Below are 21,609 nucleotides of genomic sequence, written 5' to 3'. Positions count from 1 at the left end.
CTCAGGAGTAAATATGTCATCAGTACGGGAAAAATGGAACAGTCGCTATGCGGATAAATCAGGGGAGTTATCATCAGTCCCGGTAGCGCTGCAGCTCGGCTGGCCGCTGTTAAGGCCGGGTTCGGTCTTAGACCTTGCATCTGGCGATGGCGGTTCTGCTGTGTTTTTAGCAAGGCAAGGCTTTGCTGTGACCGCTGTCGATATTGCGGAAGAGGGGCTTAAGCGCCTGGATGCCTGCGCACAAGCCGAACAGTTAAGCATTCGTACTGTCCAATTTGATCTTGATGCCACAGATTCGCTGGCGGGTTTAGGTCAGTATGACAACATAGTGATCAATCGATTTCGTCCAACGCCGGCGCTATTTCTTTGCTTGCCAGCGTTATTACATGAGCAAGGTCGGTTGATGCTGAATAGTTTTAATCTGCAGCAACATAAGGATAAAGGATTTTCCGAGCGTTTTTGTCTTAAACCACAGGAGTATCTGGGGCTATCTGCTGATTTAAGCCTTCAATATTATCGCTCAGAACAAAGAGACGGAGACTTTATGGATGAGTATCTTTTTATTAAAACTTAAGAGGGAAATCTATTAGTCAGCGCAAGATTTGCGGATCTGTTATTATACGCGCCATTTTGGTCATCTTTACTACAAAACCGACCTTGTACAGGACAGCACATTGAGCTCAATAGAATTTTCGACCCTTAAGTTAAAACCTGCGCTACTTCAGAACCTTGATTCAATCGGCTATACGGCCATGACGCCGATACAGGAACAGAGTCTGCCGCATATTCTGTCAGGCAAGGATGTTATAGCGCAGGGAAAAACCGGTTCAGGAAAAACAGCTGCTTTTGTGTTAGGTATGCTGGAAAAGCTCAATGTTAAACGCTTCAGAATTCAGGCACTGGTGCTTTGCCCTACACGTGAGCTAGCGGATCAGGTGGCTCAGGAAGTGCGTACGCTGGCACGTACCATTCACAATATCAAAGTACTGACGCTGTGTGGCGGTACACCGTTAGGCCCGCAAATAGGTTCTTTAGAACATGGCGCACATATTATCGTAGGAACGCCGGGCCGTATTGAAGACCATATCAACCGCAAAACACTCAATCTTGAGTATGTTGAAACTTTGGTACTGGATGAAGCAGACAGAATGCTCGAGATGGGCTTTCAGGATGCGTTAGATGCGATTATCGATCAGATGCCTGCCCAGCGCCAAACGATGTTGTTTAGTGCAACCTTCCCTAAAAAGATTGAGTCAATTGCGCAGCGCATCATGACTGATCCGGAAATGGTTCAGGTGACGTCTACGCATGACGATAGCAGTATTCAACAGCATCTATTTAAGATCAATGATGAATCCGAGCGGATGTTGGCTCTGCGTTTGTTGTTATTAAAACATCGCCCTGAATCGACGGTGGTTTTTTGTAATACCAGAATTGAAACTCAGGAAGTCGCTAACGAACTCTGCAATTACGGCTTTAGCGCGGTAGCCTTGCATGGAGATTTAGAGCAGCGTGATCGTGACCAGACATTGATACGCTTCTCGAATAAAAGCGTATCAATACTCGTGGCGACTGATGTGGCATCACGTGGTTTGGATATTGACGCGTTGGATGCGGTTATTAATTATCAGATAGCACGTGATATAGAAGTTTATGTCCATCGTATTGGTCGTACCGGGCGTGCAGGGCGTAAAGGTTTTGCCTGTACCTTGTTCAGCGATAAAGAAACGCATAAAGTTGCTCGTCTTGAAGACTACATTGGACAGCGCATCAGCGTTGAATCTTTGCCCTCTGCTAGCGTCTTAGATAAGCCGGTTTTTAAACCCGCTATGGCGACGATCCAGATTGATGGCGGGAAAAAACAGAAGATTCGTGCCGGAGATATTTTAGGCGCATTGACGGGTGAGAATGGCATTGATGGCAAACAGGTAGGTAAAATCCAGGTGATGGATAATAAATCCTATGTGGCTGTGAATCAGGATGTTGCAAAAGTGGCGCTTAAAAAGATTTCTGAAGGCAAGATGAAAGGCCGTTCGTATCGCGCAAGACGCTTATAACTTTCCATCTATTAATGATAAATGATCTGTATAAATGTGAAAGCCCCGAATAATCGGGGCTTTTTTTTCGGCTGATGTCAGATGTTAGATGTCGTCCAGACCCAGCTCCGCGATAGATATTTCTCGCATTTTGAACTTCTGAATTTTCCCGGTAACCGTCATCGGGAACTCATCAACAAACTTAAAGTAACGTGGGATTTTAAAGTGGGTGATTTTGCCTTTACAAAAAGCACGTAACTGATCTTCAGTCACGGTATCTGCATTTGGATGTAATTTAATCCAGGCAATCAGCTCTTCTCCATACTTTTTATCCGGTACGCCGGTTACTTGTACATCCGAGATATCTGGGTGGGTATACAAAAACTCTTCAACTTCTTTGGGGTAAACGTTTTCACCGCCGCGAATTACCATGTCCTTAATACGGCCTACAATCTGAATGTAGCCTTCATCATCCATGCTTGCCAAATCTTCAGTGTGCATCCATCCGGAAGAGTCGATCGCCTTGTCAGTGGCTTCTTGATTGTTCCAGTACTTCAACATGACGCTGTAACCGCGGGTACAAAGTTCACCAATTTCGCCACGAGCAAGGATGTTTCCGGTGGCAGGATCAATCACCTTGCTTTCCAAGTGTGGTTGAGTACGGCCAACAGTGGTTACCTGTTTATCGAACGGATCATCAGCAGCGGTCTGTGTCGAAACCGGACTGGTTTCGGTCATGCCATACGCAATCTGAACTTCTTTCATGTTCATCTTGGTATTAACGGCTTTCATGACTTCTGCAGGGCAGATAGATCCCGCCATGATACCTGTGCGTAGTGAACTCAGGTCATACTGGCTAAAGTCCGGATGATCCAGTTCTGAGATAAACATCGTGGGTACACCATAAAGCGCTGTGGCTTTTTCTTCGGCGACGGTTTCCAGGACGGTTTTAGGGTCAAAAGCCTCATCAGGATAGATCATCGCAGAGCCGTGTGTCATGCAACCCAGATTACCCATCACCATGCCGAAGCAGTGATACAGTGGCACTGGAATAACAATGCGGTCTTTATCGGTTAAGTTCATACTCTCGCCAACAAAATATCCGTTATTCAGAATATTGTGATGAGAGAGGGCAGCACCTTTAGGGAAACCGGTTGTACCTGAGGTGTACTGAATGTTGATCGGATCATCAAACTGCAGTTCGCTTTGAGCCTGTTGAACTTGCTCAATGCTGACGTTGTCAGCCATGGTGATAAAGTCAGCCCAGCGCCACATGCCAGAGAATTTTTCATCGGATAGATTGATGACACCTTCAAGGCTTGTCAGCTTCATTGATTTGAGCTTGCCTTCGGCAGAAGCCTTCAGTTCTGGTGCCAGTTCAAATAGCATTTCTGTGTAATTTGAGCTTTTAAAGGTATCAGCCGTCACGATAAAGCGGGCTTCAGACTGATTTAACGCGTATTCCAGTTCGTGAAGTCGATAGGCCGGATTGATGTTGACCAGGATTGCACCTACTTTGGCTGTTGCAAACTGGGTAATAGTCCATTCGGCACAGTTTGGTGCCCACATGCCTATACGGTCACCCCGTTCAACACCGATGGCAATAAAAGCACGCGCTGCCTGGTCGACGGCCTCTTTTAATTGGCTGTATGAGTAACGCAGTCCTTGATGACGGACGATCAATGCATCGTTGTCTGGATAGGTCGCTGCAATCTCATCAAATTTATCACCGATAGTCATGCCCAGCAGAGGTTTGCTGGAAATGCCGCTGGTGTAGCTTGGCAATTTAATAGTCATAATAAAATCCCTGCAATCTTGTTGTTATCAGGTAGTTCATGAGTTTCGTGCGCCGCGATGGCTGGCATGGTATTGCGGGTTAGGCTGCATCTCCGTTGCACTGGCCACTCGGTTGGTCATATTGTAGAAGCCGGTAACATTAGCAATATCCCAGATGCCTTGATCACTGAATCCTGCATCCCGTAGTGCTTGCCGGTCTGATTCAATAATCTGGTCAGGCTGGCAGGTGAGTTTATAGGCAAAATCGAGCATGGCGAGATGACGGGGTTGCAAGTCGGCGGCGCGGTAATTCATTACCATAAGCTCTCCTAAAACCGGATCACCAGAGTACTCGCGTACAGCAGCCCCATGCGCAGTAAGGCAGTAGTAACAGTGGTTTTGTGAAGAGACGACTACCGCTATCATCTCCTTTTCCAGCGGGGTAAGTTCGCTTTCACCAAACATCAGTTCGTTGTAAAAACGTGCAAATATGTCAAGTTGAGCGACATTCTGGCTATAAGCGGTCAGAACGTTAGGAACCATACCCAGTTTTTCTTCGCATTTTGCGAAGTATTTCTGAAACTCTTCCGGTAGGTCTTTATGCTCGGGAATCGGCAGGTCAAGTGCGGTAATCTGCTTTGGTTGACTCATGTTACTTTGCCTCATGCTTATTTATTTACTCTTCACAGCCAAGGGCGAGGCCAACTTTGGAACCGTTGGAGCGTCCGATTTGCTGTGTAATCCAGTTGCCTACCGGTACCAGTTTTTCCAGATCGATGTCGGTTTCGATACCCAAGCCATTCAGCATGTATACCACATCCTCTGTGGCAACATTGCCTGAGGCTCCCTTCGCATAAGGACAGCCACCCAGGCCTGCAATGGAGGTATCGATAACACTGACGCCGTCTTGCATGACAGCATACAGGTTGGCTAATGCCTGACCGTAAGTGTCATGAAAATGCGCGGCGAGTTGCTTCACAGGAACTTCATGGGCAACCCGGGCCAGCATTTTTCGTGCTTTAACCGGTGTGCCAACGCCGATGGTGTCGCCCAATGAGATTTCATAGCAGCCCATGTCAAGCAATTCACGGGCGACCGCAGCGACCTGAGCCGGATCAATTTCGCCTTCATATGGACAGCCGAGTACGGTGGACACATAACCGCGAATACGGATGTTGTTTTTCTTGGCTGCTTCAATAACCGGTACAAAACGCTCAAGGCTCTCAGCAATTGAGCAATTGATGTTTTTTTGGGTAAAGGACTCAGAAGCGGCGCTAAAAATCGCCACTTCATCCGCACGGGCAACAATCGCTCCCTCGGCACCTCTCAGGTTAGGCGTGAGGGCGGCATAGGTTACCCCCGCTTTACGCGTAATACCTGCCATCACTTCGGCAGCATCACCCATTTGCGGAACCCATTTTGGAGAGACAAAGCTGGCCGCTTCGATATGATTAATGCCAGCATCAGCAAGGCGATTGATCAGCTGGACTTTAATTGCCGTGGCAATTACCGGGCCTGATTCATTTTGCAGTCCGTCGCGTGGGCCGACTTCAACAATACGTGCTTTGGTGGGTAATCCCATTTTATGCCTCCTCGACCGGTGCAACAGCAACCAGTGCTGCTCCATCAGATACTAAGTCGCCGACAGCAAAGTACACTTCTGTGACAGTGCCGTCATGAGGCGCACGGATGCTGTGTTCCATTTTCATAGCTTCCATGATGACGAGGGTTTCGCCTTGTTTAACAATTTGTCCGGCTTCTGCCAGTACGGCAACGATAGCGCCGTTCATCGGTGCAGTCAGTGAGCCGCCTGCCGATTGATCACTTTCATCAAAGGTGTGACGGAAGAGCTGGCATTGGAATTGCTGGCCTTCACGGAACAGGGTCATATCATTGCCTGCCAGATGTCCGTGAATACTCAGACGGTGGCCATTGATAACAACCCGAAGATGGTCATCACTTAAGGTAGCAGAGACTTTGAAGGTGACATTATCAACAGTGATATCATAGCCGTTTTGTTGCTCAACTATGCTGACCTGATGATGGTCTTCGCCGACGACCCATTCCATCGGACGCGAGTAGTTAGCATTCAAACGCCAGCTGGTTTGTAAATTGAAAGGGGAGTCAGGATCGTCTTTGTTAGGCTGAGTCTGACGCTCGGTTTCAAGTACATAGCTGGTGGCGAGTGCAAGTTGGCTTTGAATGTCGGTTTTGTCTTTTTGAAAGAGCAGGTCGTTATGCTTTTCGATAAAGCCGGTATCCAGTTCCTGATCACGGAACGGCTTGCTATCTGCGAGTTGACGCAGGAAGCGGATATTGGTTTTCATGCCACCAATGCGATAAGACTCAAGTGCATGCACCATACGGTTGATCGCCTGTTCACGATCTTCATCCCAGACGATCAATTTTGCAATCATCGGATCATAGTAAACGCTGACTTCATCACCTTCGATAACACCGGTGTCGACACGCACATGGGCGTTTTCATCTGGTGTGCGCAGGTAGTGAAGGGTACCGGTGACGGGCAGGAAGTCATTGTCCGGGTCTTCTGCATAGACTCGTGCTTCTAAAGCATGACCGCGAATCTGAATCTGTTCCTGCTGCAGCGGTAGGGGCTCGCCATCGGCAATGCGTAGCTGCCATTCAACTAAGTCCTGACCTGTGATCATTTCAGTCACAGGGTGTTCTACCTGCAAGCGAGTGTTCATCTCCATAAAGTAGAAGGAGCCATCTTCGTCATACAGGAACTCTACCGTTCCGGCACCGACATAGTCGATTGCTTTTGCCGCAGCAACGGCTGTTTCACCCATTGCTTTTCGCGTTTCATCTGAAAGACCTGGTGCGGGTGCTTCCTCAATGACTTTTTGGTGACGACGCTGCACAGAGCAATCGCGCTCAGCTAAGTAAACGCCGTTACCCTGCTTATCACAGAATACCTGGATTTCAACATGGCGCGGCTTGGTCAGATAGCGTTCAATCAGCATGTCGGGGTTACCGAATGCATTTTGAGATTCACGTTGAGCGGCCGCCAGTGCTTCAGTAAATTCGCCGATATGTGTGACAACACGCATCCCTTTACCACCGCCGCCAGCAATCGCTTTAAGCAGAAGAGGGAAACCGCATTTTTCAGCTTCGGCTTTGAGTAGGGCGGGGTCCTGATCAGCGCCATGATAGCCAGGTACCAGCGGAACATCCGCTTTTAGCATGATATCTTTCGCCGCGGATTTAGAACCCATTGCCGCGATAGCGGATGCAGGAGGGCCAATGAAAGCAATATCGTTTGCTTCACAAGCGTTGGCGAATTCTGTGTTTTCTGACAAGAATCCGTAACCAGGGTGGATTGCTTGTGCCCCTGATTTTAAGGCGATCTGTAAAATTTTATCAGCACGTAAGTAGCTCTCGCTGCTGGGTGCAGGGCCTAATAAGAAGGCTTCATCAGCCATGGCTACATGGCGGGCATTGCGGTCGGCTTCAGAATAAACAGCGACACAACGGATACCAAGGCGGTGAGCTGTCTGAATGACGCGACAGGCAATCTCGCCACGGTTTGCAATTAAAATCTTGCTGAACATAGTGACTTACTCCTGAATCCAGTTGGGTTTACGTTTTTCAAGAAAAGCACTCAAGCCTTCCTGTCCTTCAGCACTGACACGTATATCAGCAATGCGTTGGGCCGTATCCTGGATAACGGTTTGATCAATAACTTTATGGCTCACAGCAAAGGTAAGTTCTTTTGCTGCACGCATTCCTTGTGGGCTGTTTTTGCTGAGTGTGCGAGTGATGCGAGCGCAGGCATCATCAAAAAGCTCAGGAGAAGCAACGACTTCATGTACCAATCCGAAATTCTGCGCAATAGCAGCAGAAAAGGGTTCAGCCGTCAGGAAGTAGCGACGAGATTGACGCTCGCCAATAGCCCGCACAACGTAGGGGCTTATTACCGCGGGAATAAGACCGATCTTTACTTCACTCAGACAAAATTGCGCGTCTTCAGAAGCGATAACCATATCGCAACAGGCTGCCAGTCCGACTGCACCACCATAAGCTGCACCCTGAACCAGGCCGATAGTCGGCTTATTCAGATCGTTAAGCAGTTGCATGAGTTTGGCGAGGCGACCTGCATCCTGCAGGTTTTCCTGATGGGAGTTTTTCGCCATCCGGCGCATCCAGCCAAGGTCCGCACCGGCAGAAAAATTCTTACCGTTTGAGCGTAAGACTAATACGCGAACAGCCTCATTATTGGCAACGCTTTCAAGTTGAGCGATCAATTGTTCGATTACATCATCATCAAAAGCATTATGTACTTCCGGACGGTTCAGTGTCAGTTCGGCGATGCCGTCTTCACTAATACTCAGGAGTACACGATTATTATTATTGGTCATAATAGTCACTCCATTACATCCGGAATATACCGAAGCGGGTTTCGCCTACCGGTTTATTCAGCGCGGCAGATAATCCCATACCGATAACGGCGCGGGTTTGGGCAGGATCAATCACCCCGTCATCCCACAAGCGCGCAGAGGCATAATAAGGATGCCCCTGGTGTTCGTAGGTATCAACAATCGGCTTTTTGAATTTGGCTTCCTCTTCAGCAGACCATGTTTCGCCTTTACGCTCTTTGCCGTCGCGTGTCACCGTGGCCATAACGCCAGCGGCTTGTTCACCACCCATGACGGAGATGCGTGCATTTGGCCACATCCATAAGAAGTTAGGGCTGTATGCCCGACCACACATGCCGTAGTTGCCTGCTCCGAATGAGCCACCGATCAATACGGTCAGCTTTGGCACTTCTGCACAGGCAACCGCTGTAACCAGCTTGGCTCCATGTTTGGCAATACCTTCCGCTTCATACTTCTGGCCAACCATAAATCCGGTAATGTTTTGCAGGAACAGCAGTGGTATTTTACGTTGACAACAGAGTTCAATGAAGTGAGCGCCTTTTTGTGCAGACTCGCTGAACAGGATACCGTTGTTTGCAATAATGCCGACAGGGTAGCCATAGATATGTGCAAAGCCGGTGACCAATGTGGTGCCGTAGTTCTTTTTAAACTCGTCAAAGTCAGAGCCATCAGCAATGCGTGCAATCACGTCACGAACATCAAAAGGCTTTTTAAGGTCAGTACCGACAATACCGTATAGCTCTTCAGCAGGGTAGAGAGGCTCTACAGAAGGCTTAATGTCCAGGTTGATCTCTTTCTTACGGTTCAGGTTAGCGATACAGGTACGTGCTATCTGCAGTGCATGCTGGTCGTTTTCTGCATAGTGGTCGGCAACGCCTGATACTTTACAGTGAACATCAGCGCCGCCAAGATCTTCAGCACTGACCACTTCGCCCGTGGCGGCTTTAACCAGCGGCGGGCCCGCCAGAAAGATCGTGCCTTGATTGCGAACGATAATTGATTCATCAGCCATGGCGGGTACGTAAGCGCCCCCTGCAGTACACAAGCCCATTACAACAGCAACCTGTGGTATGCCTTTAGAGGACATGCGAGCCTGATTAAAAAAGATACGTCCGAAATGGTCGCGATCAGGGAACACATCATCTTGCTGAGGTAGATTGGCGCCGCCGGAGTCAACCAGGTAGATACATGGCAGGTGGTTTTGTTCTGCAATTTCTTGTGCACGAAGATGCTTTTTAACAGTGAGTGGGAAATAAGTTCCACCTTTTACCGTAGCATCGTTGGCAATGATCATGCATTCCTGGCCAGATACACGGCCAATACCGGTGATAATGCCGGCGGCTGGAATGTTGTCTTCATAGACCTTATAAGCGGCCATTTGAGACAGCTCAAGAAAAGCTGAGCCCGGATCAATTAAGGTATTAATACGATCACGCGGAAGTAACTTGCCGCGCGCCGTATGACGTTCCTGATAAGAGGGGCCGCCACCTTGTTCAATAACACTGACTTTTTCACGTAAATCTGAAACGGCAGTTTGCATCGACTCCTGACGGGCGACGAAATCTTCAGCACGTGTGTTTACCTTGGATTGGATGATCGACATATCCTGTCCTCATTAGATTCAGATGATGCATGATCATCTGAATCTGTTTAGTTGTATTTGATGGGATATAAGCTGATAAAAAGAAAGCGGTTACTTGTTAAGGTAAAGCTCACGTCCGATTAGCATGCGGCGGATTTCAGAGGTGCCCGCGCCGATTTCATATAGCTTGGCGTCACGTAACAGACGACCCGTAGGGAATTCGTTGATATAACCATTACCACCGAGCAGCTGGATAGCATCCAGAGCAATTTTAGTCGCCATTTCTGCAGTAAAGAGTATGCAGCCAGCAGCATCTTTACGCGAGGTTTCGCCGCGCTCTGCCGCCATACCGTTCAGGTAAACATAAGATTTTGAGGCGTTCATCAGGGTGTACATGTCGGCAATTTTTCCCTGTACCAGTTCGAACTCACCAATAGGCTTGCCAAACTGCTGACGGTCACGAATATAAGGAACACAGATATCCATGGCAGCTTGCATAATACCCAGCGGGCCTCCCGATAAGACCAGGCGTTCATAATCCAGACCGCTCATCAGTACTTTCACGCCGCCATTCAATTCGCCGAGAATGTTTTCTTTTGGAACAGGGCAGTCCTGGAAAACCAGTTCGCATGTATTGGAGCCGCGCATCCCTAGTTTGTCGAGTTTCTGATGGCGGGAGAAGCCAGGAAAATCACGTTCAACGATGAAAGCGGTAATACCACGAGGGCCTGCTTTGATATCGGTTTTTGCGTAGATGACATAGGTGTTGGCATCAGGGCCGTTGGTGATCCACATTTTGTTGCCGTTCAGCAGATAGTGATCGCCGTTGTCACGTGCGCTGAGCTTCATGGAAACAACATCAGAACCTGCGTTTGGCTCAGACATGGCTAAAGCGCCAATGTGTTCACCGCTGATCAGTTTAGGTAAGTACTTGTGTTTCTGTTCTTCAGTACCGTTGCGATGAATCTGGTTCACACAGAGATTTGAATGAGCGCCATAAGATAAACCAACTGACGCCGATGCGCGGCTGATCTCTTCCATTGCAATGATATGGGAAACGTAACCCATGCCAACACCACCGTATTCTTCACTAACGGTAATGCCGAGCAGACCCATATCACCAAATTTGCGCCATAAGTCGTTTGGAAATTCGTTGTCGTGATCAATCTGTTCTGCTCGAGGTGCAATCTCTTTAGCCGCAAAGCTATTGATCTGTTCGCGTAGCATATCGATTGTTTCGCCAAGTCCGAAGTTCAACTCTGTGTATTGAGAAATCATCTTTCACATCCTTAGTTTTGCTTATTCCTGTCTGATGGTGTTCAGTCCAGGTTCGCTTTTTGTTTTTTTGTCCGTTAGTTCCTTAAGTGCTTCGTTACAACGGTTTTCGGCACTTTCAAGTTCTAATCGAACCATTGCGATATCGTTGAGTTGCTGTTCAAGAGCTGCTTTACGCTCCAGGATCTTATTCAATAGCAGATTTAGCTGCTTCTCGCTACCAGACAAGGTTTCGTCCCAAAGGTCAAATAACTCCCGGGTTTCAGCAAGCGAAAAGCCTAATCGCTTGCCGCGTAAAATTAATTTAAGGCGCACCCGGTCCTGCCGGCTGTAAATGCGTGTTTGTCCCCGGCGCCGAGGAGAAAGCAAACCCTGATCTTCATAAAACCGAATACTACGTGTCGTAATATCAAATTCGGTTGCCAGTTCGCTGATTGAGTATGTTGCCTTATTTTCCATAGTTGTGTGTCATATTTTCTGTAAGGTTAATGTAGCGGAAGTTTACGTAAACGTAAAGTAGCAAAAGGTCATAGTGAAATTATACATGATTATTTTTTAATTGGTTAAGTCTTTGTTTTATATTGTTTAATACATCATAATAGGGCCTTTATAAGGCGGTATTAGACCAAAGTACTACTTGGCTTCCAGTAAGGGAAATTGCTAATTTCTATACAGCGCTTACGTAAAAGTAAGTATTCAGCGCAGCGAAAGATGCACAATAAGAACAAAAGAGGCATAGTACCGCATGAGTGCAGATTACGTTCTGGAGACCCAGAATCTCATAAAAGAATTCAAAGGCTTTACGGCCGTAGATGATGTGAGTCTTAAGATTCAGCGAGGTCATATACATGCGCTGATAGGTCCAAACGGGGCTGGTAAGACCACCGTTTTTAACCTTTTAACTAAGTTCCTGACACCGACATCAGGCAAGATTTTATTTAATGGTAATGATATTACGTCAATGAAATCTGCAGCGATAGCACGCAGAGGTGTCGTTCGTTCGTTTCAGATATCGGCTGTATTTCCTCATCTGAGTGTGTTGGAAAATGTGCGTGTCGCATTGCAGCGAAAAGAGGGTAATAGTTTTCATTTTTGGAAATCGGATAAAGTGCTTAATCGTCTGGATGACAGGGCTGTGGAGTTGCTCGAGTCGGTTGGCTTGGGGGATTTTGCGGGTGCGAAAACGGTAGATCTTTCCTATGGCCGTAAACGTGCTTTGGAGATTGCGACTACGCTCGCATTAGAGCCTGAGTTGATGTTGCTGGATGAGCCGACACAGGGCATGGGGCATGAAGATGTAGATGTGGTTGCTGACCTGATTAAGCGGGTCTCTAAAGACCGCACCATTTTGATGGTTGAGCATAATTTACATGTGGTTTCCAAGCTCGCAGATCAGATAACGGTGCTGCAACGGGGAGCCGTTCTGACCGAAGGTGATTATGAGTCAGTTTCTGCTGACCCTCGTGTTCAGGAAGCGTATTTAGGTGTTGCCGCTGATGAGGTGCAAGCATGAGTACTACACGTCCTGAAAAAATCCGTATTAATGATTTGCACGCTTTTTATGGAGAATCTCATATTCTTCATGGTATCGACATGTCTATCGGGCAGGGTGAGCTTGTTACTTTGTTGGGTCGAAATGGAGCAGGGCGTTCAACAACGCTCAAAGCTATTATGAGCATGGTGGGCCGACGTACCGGCTCGATTGTGATTAATGGTACTGAAACTATCAATATGCCAGCGCATAAAATAGCGCACTTAGGTATAGGTTTCTGCCCGGAAGAGCGCGGCATATTTTCCAGCCTGAATGTTGAAGAAAATTTAATGTTGCCGCCCGCAGTGCGTTCTGATGGTGTCAGTGTTGAAGAGATCTATGAGATGTTTCCAAACCTGTATGAGCGACGTTTCAGCCAGGGAACGCGTTTGTCAGGTGGGGAGCAGCAGATGCTGGCGTTAGCGCGTATTTTGCGCACCGGTGCAAACATCTTGCTACTTGATGAAATAACCGAAGGTTTGGCACCTGTCATCGTTCAAAAATTAGCAGAAGTGCTGATGGCGCTGAAAGAACGTGGTTTAACCATTTTACTGGTCGAACAGAACTTTCGTTTTGCGGCTCCGATTGCAGACCGCCACTACGTGATGGAGCATGGGCATATCGTCGAACAAGTGCATGCGCATGAACTTAAAGCAAAAACAGAACTTTTGAACACGTATTTGGGTGTCTGATATTAATCAGATATCTATTTAAAGTTATAACAATAAAAAATGCTCTAACCAGGAGAGTCATAATGAAATCAATGAACAAAACACTTTTATCCGCTGCAATGGCGGTGGCTTTAACCTCTACAGCTGCACATGCCGACTTATCAAATGACAAGGTTAAGATTGGTGTGTTGGCTGATATGGGCGGTGTTTATGCAGATATCTGCGGTAAGGGTTGTGTGACGGCTGTTGAGATGGCTGTTGAAGACTTTGGTGGTACTGTATTAGGTAAGCCAATTGAAGTCGTGTCAGCTGATGATCAGAACAAACCTGATGTCGGTTCTGCCATCGTACGTAAGTGGATTGAAAACGAAGAAGTTGATGTAATCAATGGGTTAGTTGCTTCCAGTGTCACCGGAGCGGTTACTGAAGTCACAACAAATGCTAAAAAAATAGCCATGATTGCAGCGTCTGCCAGCGATGCTTTTACTACTAAATCGTGTTCTCCTTACAATGCGCATTGGACATACAACGTTACAGCATTGGCGAATGGTACTGTTAAGCCCATGGTTCAGGGCGGTAAGAAAAAATGGTTCTTCATTACCGCCGATTATGGATTTGGTCATGCCCTGGAAGGTATTGCTACTAAAGTGATTGAGGAAGAAGGTGGTGAAGTTGTCGGTGCGGTACGTGCACCTTTGGGTACGACAGATTTCTCTTCCTACATTCTTCAGGTTCAGGCATCAGGTGCTGAAGTAGTCGGCCTGGCAAATGCCGGTGCAGACTTTGTAAACTCTCTGAAGACAGCGGCTGAGTTTGGCTTAACAGATATGATGGACGTCGCTGGGTTGTTGGTGTTTACGCCAAACGCGCAGGCGCTGGATCCGGCAATCGCCGGTGGCATGTTGGCTACAACAGGTTTCTACTGGGATCGTGATGATGAGTCTCGTGCGTGGAGTGCTCGTTTTAAAGAGCGTCACGGTGCAATCCCTGCTATGCCGCATGCCGGTGCGTACTCAGCAACGATGCATTATCTGAATGCTGTTAAAGCAACAGGTACGGATGATTCTGATACTGTAATGAAGCATATGAAGGCAAATAACCCAGACGATTTCTTTGCGAAGAATGCAACACTGCGCTCTGACGGTCGTATGGTGCATGATATGTATTTGATCAAAATTAAAAAAGGATCTGAGCGTACATCACCAGATGATATTTTCGCTATTCAAAGCGTTATCCCAGGTAATGAGGCATTTGCTCCCATCCTGCCTGAATGTGACTTTAAATAATAAAAAATAGCCTGCCAGTGATTTCACTGAATCCCCATCAGGACGCGTAAGTCAGGATGGGGAGCGGGCGCGTGTTCGCATCTGTTTTGTAATTCAGGTCGAATTTTTGAGGTAGAAATATGGCGACGTTTCTGGGAATCAACCTGTTTGGCTTATTTGGTCAGCTTTTGGTTGGCTTAATCAACGGATCTTTTTATGCCTTGCTGAGTCTTGGTTTGGCAATTATTTTTGGATTGCTGAAGATCATCAATTTTGCGCAAGGTGCAATTTATATGCTGGGAGCCTTCGGGGCTTACCTGGGATTGCAGTATCTTGGCATTGGTTACTGGGCAGCGCTGATCGTTGTACCGCTGGTGGTCGGCCTTTTGGGTATTCTGATGGAGCGTTTCCTGATTCGCCCGATAGCCAATGAAGACCATCTCTATTCATTGTTGCTCACCTTTGGTGTGGCACTGGTGTTACAAGGTTTGTTCACTCACATGTTTGGTTCCTCGGGGCTGTCTTATGCTATTCCTGATGCATTGAAGGGGGGGACTAAATTACCCTTTATGTATCTGCCTAGTTATCGCGCCTGGATCATTATTGCTTCGCTAACTGTCTGTTTTGCTACGTGGTGGATGATTGAGAAAACTAAACTGGGTGCTTATCTGCGAGCAGGCACTGAAAACGCCGCTCTGATGCAGGCTTTCGGTATCAATGTGCCGTTAATGGTGACACTTACATTTGGCTTCGGTGTGGCGTTAGCGGGGTTCGCTGGTGTAATGGCGGCACCTGTCTATTCGGTATCTCCGGACATGGGCTCAAGCATACTGATTGTCGTATTCGCTATCGTTGTTATCGGTGGGATGGGTTCGATCGGTGGTGCAATTATTACAGGCTTAGGTATGGGTATTGTTGAAGGTTTAACGAAATACTTCTATCCCGAGGCGTCTAATACGGTCATTTTCCTTGTCATGGTAATTGTTCTGTTAATCAAGCCTGCTGGCTTATTTGGTAAAGAAGCCTGAGGAGGACCCGATCATGAAAATATCTAAGTTGTATATTGGTTTGTTGGGCGTTGCTCTGGTTGCTCCGTTCGTAATGTACCCTGTTTTATTGATGAAAATCTTGTGCTTTGCATTGTTCGCCTGTGCATTTAATCTGTTGTTAGGCTTTGTTGGCTTGTTGTCTTTTGGTCACGCTGTATTTCTTGGAACGGGCGGCTATGTAACCGGCTACCTGATGATGAACACGGGTCTTACTCCGGAGTTGGGTATTCTCGGGGGGACTGTTGCAGCTGCTCTGTTAGGTGCAATTTACGGTAAGTTGTCGGTTAAGCGTGAAGGGATTTACTTTGCGATGGTGACGTTGGCTCTGGCCCAGTTGATGTTTTTCGTCTTCTTGCAAGCGCCTTTTACCGGCGGTGAGGATGGAATGCAGGGGATACCGCGTGGCTACTTGTTCGGACTTATCGACCTTTCCGATAACCTGAATATGTATTATTTCGTGTTGGCTGTTTTCTTGTTTGGTTTCTGGTTGATTAACCGTACGGTGCATTCACCTTTTGGTCAGGTCTTAAAGGCGATCCGTGAAAATGAGCCGCGTGCCACTTCATTGGGTTATAACGTAAATGATTATAAATGGGTTGCATTTATAATTTCAGCAGCGCTATCCGGGTTGGCAGGTTCAACAAAAACATTGGTTTTCCAGTTGGCGTCACTGACTGATGTACATTGGCATATGTCAGGCGAAGTCGTATTAATGACTTTGTTAGGAGGCATGGGCACAATATTTGGTCCTCTGGTGGGTGCGGCAGCAGTTGTCGGGCTACAGAACTTCCTGTCAGGGGGTGAGCTTGGTAATTATGTGCATATCATCATGGGGTTGATCTTTATTGTTTGTGTGCTGGCATTTCGTGGCGGTATTGTTGGTGAAATCCAGAAAATTGTTAAACGCAATTTCGGTTAATCAATTTGAGCCTCGCTATCAATAGCGAGGTTTTTTAATTAATATAGTTTAACGTTTACGTAAACTGGAGTTTAGTTATGAGTCAGGATTCAGTCGTCATCGTCAGTGCTGCCAGAACGCCCATGGGCGGTATGATGGGGGTTTTTAGTGATGTCCGTTCCCCGGATCTTTGTGCAACGGCTATCAGAGCAGCAGTAGAGAAAGCGGGCATTAATGCTGCTGATATTGATGAAGTGATTATGGGCTGCGTTTTGCCTGCGGGTTTAGGCCAGGCGCCTGCACGCCAGGCATCCAGAGCCGCGGGTATACCTGATGCAGCAGGTGCGACCACTATTAATAAGATGTGTGGTTCTGGTATGAAAGCAGTGATGTTGGCGCATGACCAGATTATGGCAGGCCAGGTGAATATAATGCTGGCCGGTGGTATGGAAAATATGAGCCAGTCACCCTATTTATTACCTAAAGCACGTGCCGGAATGCGAATGGGGCATGCGCAAGTTATTGATCATATGTTCTTTGATGGTCTGGAAGATGCCTATGAAGGTGGTTTGATGGGGGCTTTTGCTCAGAAAAGTGCCGATGATTTTAATGTGACCCGTGAAGCGATGGATGACTTCGCTATTGGTTCGTTGAATAAAGCATTACAAGCGATTGAGACGGGGGCTTTCAAAGATGAAATAGCCGCGGTTACCGTAAAGTCACGTAAAGGTGACCGGATTGTCGACACAGATGAGCAGCCAGGTAATGCTCGCATGGATAAAATCCGTTCGTTGAATCCGGCGTTTAAAAAAGACGGCACTATTACCGCGGCCAATTCAAGTTCAATTTCTGATGGTGGTTCTGCGTTAATGCTGATGAAAGAGTCTGATGCAAAAGCGCGTGGTTTGAAGCCGCTGGCACGCATTGTAGCCCACTCAACGCATGCGCAATTACCTGCAGAATTTACGATTGCACCGATTGGTGCTATTCAGAAAGTGCTGAAAAAAGCAGGCTGGAGCAAAGATGATGTCGATCTTTACGAGATCAACGAAGCCTTCGCTGTGGTGTCTATGCTGGCTATTTCTGAACTAGGTCTGGATGCTGATAAAGTCAACGTAAACGGAGGCGCCTGTGCGCTAGGCCATCCCATTGGCTCGAGTGGTTCACGTATTCTGGTTACGCTGTTATATGCACTGAAAAATGCAGGCAAGTCGAAAGGTGTTGCTTCACTGTGTATCGGTGGTGGCGAGGCTACTGCGGTAGCGGTTGAAATGATCTGATTGATACGCACTACTAAAGACTGACCGTGTGATAAAAACGCCGCTAATGTTAGCGGCGTTTTTATTGAACGGCTTTACTGTTAAATCTTAAAAATTCATTTTTGCGGTAAGGCCAAGTTGACGTGGTGCGCCTAACTGAGTGTAAAGGGTATCAGCATATCCAGTTCTAGGATCGTTTCCAAAATAGAATCCACGCACGTAAGTATCTTCGTCTGTGAGGTTTTTACCCCATAAAGTTACACTCCAGTCCTTAGTTTTATAGCCCAGGCGAGCATTCAGCAGGGTGTAAGCTTCTGATGTTTGGTTATGGCTGTCAGAGAAGTAGAACTCATCCTTCCCTTCAATATCAATCCCGGAAAACCAGCCTTGGCCATGATTGAAGTTAGCACCTAAAGTGTATTGATAACTAGGCGCTTGGGCTGCTTCGCGACCATCAAAGGCTGCGCTGCTATCTTCCAGTTTAGTGTTAAGTAAACCTAAAGAGCCGAACAAAGAAACAGATGTGTTAACCTCCCAACGAGCTTCCGCCTCTAGTCCATAACTGTATGCTTCATCTGTATTACCGACGAAATCAATGAAGCTGGTGCCGCCCCCGGGATTCGCAATGGTTCGGTAGCCTTTTATTTGTGCATTTTCTCTTTGTTGATAAAAGAGGGAAATTTGGGTTTGTAAACGGTTATTCATCCAATTATTTTTTGAACCTACTTCGTAGTTCCACAGATACTCAGTATCGAATTCTTTTAAACTGTCCGGAAGCGAGCCATTTGCGTTATATCCGCCCACTTTATAACCGCGTGAGATCAACCCATAGATTGTGGTGTTCTGGTTAACTAAATATTCCAGAGCAGCCCGGCCGCCCACTAATAGGTCCTCTGGATTTGAAAAAGCGCCATCGTTGTCTTTGTATTCAGACTCAGAGTGCTCGATACGCAAGCCAGTCGTTAATATGTATTGTTCTGAAAGTGATGTTTCAAATTCACCGTAGGCTGAAATACGAGTTGTATCGTATTCACTGGTGAAATCATTGGGTAAATAGGTGTATTGGCGTTGTAAGTCAGAACTACGGTTGTAGTAGTAAAGTCCGGTTACCCACGTCGTTGTTGCGTTAAATATTTCTGCGTTTGGAGCTGAGATTAAACGTGCTTCAGCGGTGGTTGTTTTATTATTGCGGATGTAATTGTCAAAAGAGTTGTATCCCCATGGGTGAAACCCATCATAGGCCCAATCTTCATCGTAACCATACTCAAGATCAGAATCAGAGTAGCTGAGTGATGTTTCCAGTGTAAATGCATCATGCCCGGTCCAGGTGGATTTAGCCGCAAAAGCGGATGTCTCCTGGCGGTCATGTCCTGGCTCATCAGATAATGTCGTGCGGGTGTTATCCAGTGAAAAAGCATCATAACCGTTATCAATATTGGCATAAAAAGCTGTCAGATCGATCATATGGTAATCGCTGGCTTCTATGCGTAATTTGCCGCGAAACAGCGCTTCATCAATGTTGTTAGTGTTGTCTTTGTTGAGGTAGTCGTTTTCGGTAAATCCATCACTTTTATTGCTTTCAAAGGCGACACGATAACCTACGCTATCATTAATCGGCCCGCCGACAGCAGCGGAAAGGCGACGCGTGTTATAGGTGCTAATAGTGGTTTCGATATTGCCCGTAGTCACCGTAGTTGGGTCGTTAGAGCGGATGTTAATCAGACCCGCCAGCGCATTAGCGCCGTACAATGTACCTTGTGGGCCGCGCAGGATTTCTACTTGCTGAGCATCCAGCATGGTGGCTGCGCCGCCAATGTTACTCATATCAATACCATCCATGATGACTCCCACGGATGGGTTAATAGGCCCGATGAACTGGCTACGTTCACCAATACCGCGAATCTGGAAGTATTTGGCGCGTGATGCGCCGCTGGAAGAGTTCACATTGGGTGCCAGGTTAATCAAGTCTTCCAGATGGTCTGCGTTGCGTTCTTCCATAACTTGGTCATTGACTACCGTTAAGCTTGTCGGTACTTCTTGAATGGCGGCACCACGAAAACCTGATGTGACGACAATGGCCGGAAGTGAAAAATTGTTATCGGCGTCATTAGCGGCAAGGGCGTAATTTGCTGAAAGAACAGCCAGTGTTAGTGTGGATTTAATAAATACGGCAGGTTTTAAGGTCATTCAAGTCTCCGGAAACAGCTCAGAGACCCGGTTGAGAAGCGGGAAAATAAAGGAGTGGTGCGACTGTCCTATTCCTACGCCGGTATCATCCGGATCAGGTTCAAAGGGTTCGCATTCCATATGCATCTCAGGCGAAGAGAGGATTTGATCGACTCTCTGTTTCTATGCCACCCCTTAGGAATTACTCAATAAGAGTAAACTAAGAGCGATTATAAACGTTAAATTATTAAAAGATAGGAAGCAAAAGAATAATATGGACTACGCTGTATATATCTTGTGGTTTGAGGCGTCGCTGTTAGGTGTTTTATGCTCATATTAGAAGCTGAAAGGCGTTAGTAGCGAACAAATTGCTAATACAATATTATGTTGTTAGAGCTTAAAATAATCTAACTAATTGAATAATGTAGGCTTCTTATAATGTTTACAGGCTGGTCAAACATGGATCGTAGGTGGGCAATCATCGCTTTTTTTATCATTATATCTTTGTATTTAGTGGTAGAAAGCGATGCAGGCTCTGTAGAACCGGTAGAAGAAGTGTCCTTTTCATATGATATGTATGAAAAGTGGAATCAGAGGATTTTGGAGTATTCTCGCAAGGGAGATTTGTTACGTTCTTTGAGTTTGATAAGCGAAGGCCGGCAGAACAGTGTCATCAGTAATTACGAGGCAGATATTCTTCACAGTCAATTGCTTATTGAGCATGCACGATTTTCAGAAGCGGAACGAATCTTTCAAAGCCTTATTAGCGACCATCCGAAGAAATTTGAAGCTTACAATGATTTAGCTTTAGTGCTGGTTCATCAAGGTAAGCATGCTGAAGCAATGAAGATGTTGTTGGCTGCGGAGAAAATCAAATCTGATCATATGACGATTATTCAGAATATAAATACCCTTTCGATATATCTGGATAACCTTTCTAGTACCAAGCTAACTAGTCCAGAGCTGACTAGTACAGAGCTGGCTAGTTCAGATCTAACCGGTGTGGAAAACCAGGCTGATGTTTCACTGATTTTTTTATCGGCAAGAGGCTTGCCGGTAGCGTTGCAATATTCAGATATCGGACTTTTGGAAACAAAAAGTCACGATGCTACGGAGTTTTCAATTTCCTCTATCCCGGCGACATTCATCGAAATCGATCCTAAGCAAGATGTTTTGCCTCTATTTATCCCGCAAGCCAAACACTCTGAAGCCGAAGTAGCCGAAGTAGCCGAAGTAGCCGAAGTAGCCGAAGTAGCCGAAGTAGCCGAAGTAGCCGAAGTAGCCGAAGTAGCCGAAGTAGCTGAAGTAGCTGAAGTAGCTGAAATCGATGCAGTCGCTGAAGTAGTCTCTCTGGAAACCCCTGAAGTAGACGTCGAAAAGGCATTGCTGGATTGGGCTGCTGCCTGGTCACGCCAGGATGTGAGTGCTTATTTGGACTTTTATATTAAAGGTTACAAGTCAGTAAAGCATGATAGTCATCAGCAATGGGCAGCAGAAAGAACAAGGCGCATCAATAAAGCTACAGAGGTGCAGCTTACATTGGAAAATATTGATATTACGGTTGATGCGTTAGTCACTGCTCATGCGCGCTTCAGGCAAATCTATCGGGCTAAGAACTATAGTGATGTGGCTAACAAGCAGGTGAGTCTTTATAAGTTACCAGATGGCTGGAAGATTATCAGAGAGGTGAGTGAGTAACAGTAA

Annotated in this window: 18 protein-coding genes and 1 riboswitch; of the genes, 9 read left to right on the top strand and 9 right to left on the bottom strand. The window is 46.7% G+C overall.

Annotated elements, in window-relative coordinates:
• The first annotated feature begins 13 nt into the window (after positions 1-13).
• Both BM099_RS13230 and dbpA read left to right on the top strand, forming a co-directional pair.
• Positions 14-574: a class I SAM-dependent methyltransferase gene (locus BM099_RS13230; RefSeq protein WP_090728605.1), complete on the top strand. Its 561-nt coding sequence runs from the start codon at positions 14-16 to the stop codon at positions 572-574.
• 100 nt (positions 575-674) lie between these two features.
• Entirely contained in the window at positions 675-2,057 is a 1,383-nt protein-coding gene (dbpA, locus tag BM099_RS13225; RefSeq protein ID WP_090728604.1) for an ATP-dependent RNA helicase DbpA, read from the top strand.
• A gap of 84 nt (positions 2,058-2,141) precedes the next feature.
• On the opposite strand, the gene BM099_RS13220 is transcribed toward dbpA, so the two are convergent.
• The 8 genes from BM099_RS13220 to BM099_RS13185 all read right to left on the bottom strand — a co-directional run bounded on the left by BM099_RS13220 (position 2,142) and on the right by BM099_RS13185 (position 11,525).
• Positions 2,142-3,833: an AMP-binding protein gene (locus BM099_RS13220; protein ID WP_090728603.1), complete on the bottom strand. Its 1,692-nt coding sequence runs from the start codon at positions 3,831-3,833 to the stop codon at positions 2,142-2,144.
• Positions 3,834-3,869: 36 nt separating this feature from the next.
• Positions 3,870-4,463 (bottom strand): peroxidase-related enzyme, encoded by a 594-nt coding sequence (locus tag BM099_RS13215; protein WP_090728602.1) that lies wholly within the window; start codon positions 4,461-4,463, stop codon positions 3,870-3,872.
• 25 nt (positions 4,464-4,488) lie between these two features.
• Entirely contained in the window at positions 4,489-5,394 is a 906-nt protein-coding gene (locus tag BM099_RS13210) for a hydroxymethylglutaryl-CoA lyase (RefSeq protein ID WP_090728601.1), read from the bottom strand.
• A gap of 1 nt (position 5,395) precedes the next feature.
• Positions 5,396-7,384 (bottom strand): acetyl/propionyl/methylcrotonyl-CoA carboxylase subunit alpha, encoded by a 1,989-nt coding sequence (locus BM099_RS13205; protein ID WP_090728600.1) that lies wholly within the window; start codon positions 7,382-7,384, stop codon positions 5,396-5,398.
• 6 nt (positions 7,385-7,390) lie between these two features.
• Positions 7,391-8,191 carry an enoyl-CoA hydratase/isomerase family protein gene (locus BM099_RS13200; protein ID WP_090728599.1) on the bottom strand — a complete coding sequence of 267 codons (801 nt, stop codon included), beginning with the start codon at positions 8,189-8,191 and terminating at the stop codon, positions 7,391-7,393.
• A 13-nt stretch (positions 8,192-8,204) separates the two neighbouring features.
• On the bottom strand, positions 8,205-9,812 hold the full coding sequence (locus BM099_RS13195) for a carboxyl transferase domain-containing protein (RefSeq protein ID WP_090728598.1): 1,608 nt from the start codon (positions 9,810-9,812) through the stop codon (positions 8,205-8,207).
• A 90-nt stretch (positions 9,813-9,902) separates the two neighbouring features.
• Positions 9,903-11,069: an isovaleryl-CoA dehydrogenase gene (locus BM099_RS13190; protein ID WP_090728597.1), complete on the bottom strand. Its 1,167-nt coding sequence runs from the start codon at positions 11,067-11,069 to the stop codon at positions 9,903-9,905.
• A 21-nt stretch (positions 11,070-11,090) separates the two neighbouring features.
• The gene (locus tag BM099_RS13185) at positions 11,091-11,525 is read right to left on the bottom strand and encodes a MerR family transcriptional regulator (protein WP_090728596.1); all 435 of its coding nucleotides are present in this window, start codon (positions 11,523-11,525) and stop codon (positions 11,091-11,093) included.
• Between the two features lie 286 nt (positions 11,526-11,811).
• On the opposite strand from BM099_RS13185, the gene BM099_RS13180 reads away from it, so the two are divergent.
• The 6 genes from BM099_RS13180 to BM099_RS13155 all read left to right on the top strand — a co-directional run bounded on the left by BM099_RS13180 (position 11,812) and on the right by BM099_RS13155 (position 17,760).
• Entirely contained in the window at positions 11,812-12,579 is a 768-nt protein-coding gene (locus BM099_RS13180) for an ABC transporter ATP-binding protein (protein WP_090728595.1), read from the top strand.
• Complete coding sequence (locus BM099_RS13175; RefSeq protein WP_090728594.1) at positions 12,576-13,289, top strand: ABC transporter ATP-binding protein; 714 nt, start codon at positions 12,576-12,578, stop codon at positions 13,287-13,289. The genes BM099_RS13180 and BM099_RS13175 overlap by 4 nt, the downstream gene beginning before the upstream one ends.
• Before the next feature lie 62 nt (positions 13,290-13,351).
• Entirely contained in the window at positions 13,352-14,554 is a 1,203-nt protein-coding gene (locus BM099_RS13170) for an ABC transporter substrate-binding protein (protein ID WP_090728593.1), read from the top strand.
• Positions 14,555-14,673: 119 nt separating this feature from the next.
• Positions 14,674-15,561, top strand: a complete 888-nt coding sequence (locus tag BM099_RS13165; protein WP_090728592.1) for a branched-chain amino acid ABC transporter permease — start codon at positions 14,674-14,676, stop codon at positions 15,559-15,561.
• Positions 15,562-15,574: 13 nt separating this feature from the next.
• Positions 15,575-16,501 (top strand): branched-chain amino acid ABC transporter permease, encoded by a 927-nt coding sequence (locus tag BM099_RS13160; RefSeq protein WP_090728591.1) that lies wholly within the window; start codon positions 15,575-15,577, stop codon positions 16,499-16,501.
• 77 nt (positions 16,502-16,578) lie between these two features.
• Positions 16,579-17,760, top strand: a complete 1,182-nt coding sequence (locus BM099_RS13155) for a thiolase family protein (protein ID WP_090728590.1) — start codon at positions 16,579-16,581, stop codon at positions 17,758-17,760.
• 87 nt (positions 17,761-17,847) lie between these two features.
• Here BM099_RS13155 and BM099_RS13150 read toward each other — a convergent pair whose 3' ends face one another.
• Positions 17,848-19,926 carry a TonB-dependent receptor gene (locus BM099_RS13150; RefSeq protein ID WP_090728589.1) on the bottom strand — a complete coding sequence of 693 codons (2,079 nt, stop codon included), beginning with the start codon at positions 19,924-19,926 and terminating at the stop codon, positions 17,848-17,850.
• A 54-nt stretch (positions 19,927-19,980) separates the two neighbouring features.
• A riboswitch (TPP riboswitch) is annotated at positions 19,981-20,111 on the bottom strand.
• Between the two features lie 253 nt (positions 20,112-20,364).
• Between BM099_RS13150 and BM099_RS13145 the strand changes: the two genes are divergently transcribed.
• On the top strand, positions 20,365-21,603 hold the full coding sequence (locus BM099_RS13145; protein ID WP_143083774.1) for a L,D-transpeptidase Cds6 family protein: 1,239 nt from the start codon (positions 20,365-20,367) through the stop codon (positions 21,601-21,603).
• Positions 21,604-21,609: the final 6 nt, after the last annotated feature.

This window comes from Neptunomonas qingdaonensis (assembly GCF_900113275.1).
Taxonomy (GTDB): domain Bacteria; phylum Pseudomonadota; class Gammaproteobacteria; order Pseudomonadales; family Balneatricaceae; genus Neptunomonas; species Neptunomonas qingdaonensis.
The sequence above is the reverse complement of the archived record's forward strand: the minus strand, read 5'-3'. Positions and strand labels throughout refer to the sequence as shown.

Bases quoted from the DNA above. Each gene is read 5' to 3' on its own strand.
- BM099_RS13230 (WP_090728605.1), top strand. From the start codon at position 14: ATGTCATCAGTACGGGAAAAATGGAACAGTCGCTATGCGGATAAATCA.
- BM099_RS13220 (WP_090728603.1), bottom strand. From the start codon at position 3,833: ATGACTATTAAATTGCCAAGCTACACCAGCGGCATTTCCAGCAAACCT.
- BM099_RS13215 (WP_090728602.1), bottom strand. From the start codon at position 4,463: ATGAGTCAACCAAAGCAGATTACCGCACTTGACCTGCCGATTCCCGAG.
- BM099_RS13210 (WP_090728601.1), bottom strand. From the start codon at position 5,394: ATGGGATTACCCACCAAAGCACGTATTGTTGAAGTCGGCCCACGCGAC.
- BM099_RS13205 (WP_090728600.1), bottom strand. From the start codon at position 7,384: ATGTTCAGCAAGATTTTAATTGCAAACCGTGGCGAGATTGCCTGTCGC.
- BM099_RS13200 (WP_090728599.1), bottom strand. From the start codon at position 8,191: ATGACCAATAATAATAATCGTGTACTCCTGAGTATTAGTGAAGACGGC.
- BM099_RS13195 (WP_090728598.1), bottom strand. From the start codon at position 9,812: ATGTCGATCATCCAATCCAAGGTAAACACACGTGCTGAAGATTTCGTC.
- BM099_RS13190 (WP_090728597.1), bottom strand. From the start codon at position 11,069: ATGATTTCTCAATACACAGAGTTGAACTTCGGACTTGGCGAAACAATC.
- BM099_RS13185 (WP_090728596.1), bottom strand. From the start codon at position 11,525: ATGGAAAATAAGGCAACATACTCAATCAGCGAACTGGCAACCGAATTT.
- BM099_RS13180 (WP_090728595.1), top strand. From the start codon at position 11,812: ATGAGTGCAGATTACGTTCTGGAGACCCAGAATCTCATAAAAGAATTC.
- BM099_RS13175 (WP_090728594.1), top strand. From the start codon at position 12,576: ATGAGTACTACACGTCCTGAAAAAATCCGTATTAATGATTTGCACGCT.
- BM099_RS13170 (WP_090728593.1), top strand. From the start codon at position 13,352: ATGAAATCAATGAACAAAACACTTTTATCCGCTGCAATGGCGGTGGCT.
- BM099_RS13165 (WP_090728592.1), top strand. From the start codon at position 14,674: ATGGCGACGTTTCTGGGAATCAACCTGTTTGGCTTATTTGGTCAGCTT.
- BM099_RS13160 (WP_090728591.1), top strand. From the start codon at position 15,575: ATGAAAATATCTAAGTTGTATATTGGTTTGTTGGGCGTTGCTCTGGTT.
- BM099_RS13155 (WP_090728590.1), top strand. From the start codon at position 16,579: ATGAGTCAGGATTCAGTCGTCATCGTCAGTGCTGCCAGAACGCCCATG.
- BM099_RS13150 (WP_090728589.1), bottom strand. From the start codon at position 19,926: ATGACCTTAAAACCTGCCGTATTTATTAAATCCACACTAACACTGGCT.
- BM099_RS13145 (WP_143083774.1), top strand. From the start codon at position 20,365: ATGGATCGTAGGTGGGCAATCATCGCTTTTTTTATCATTATATCTTTG.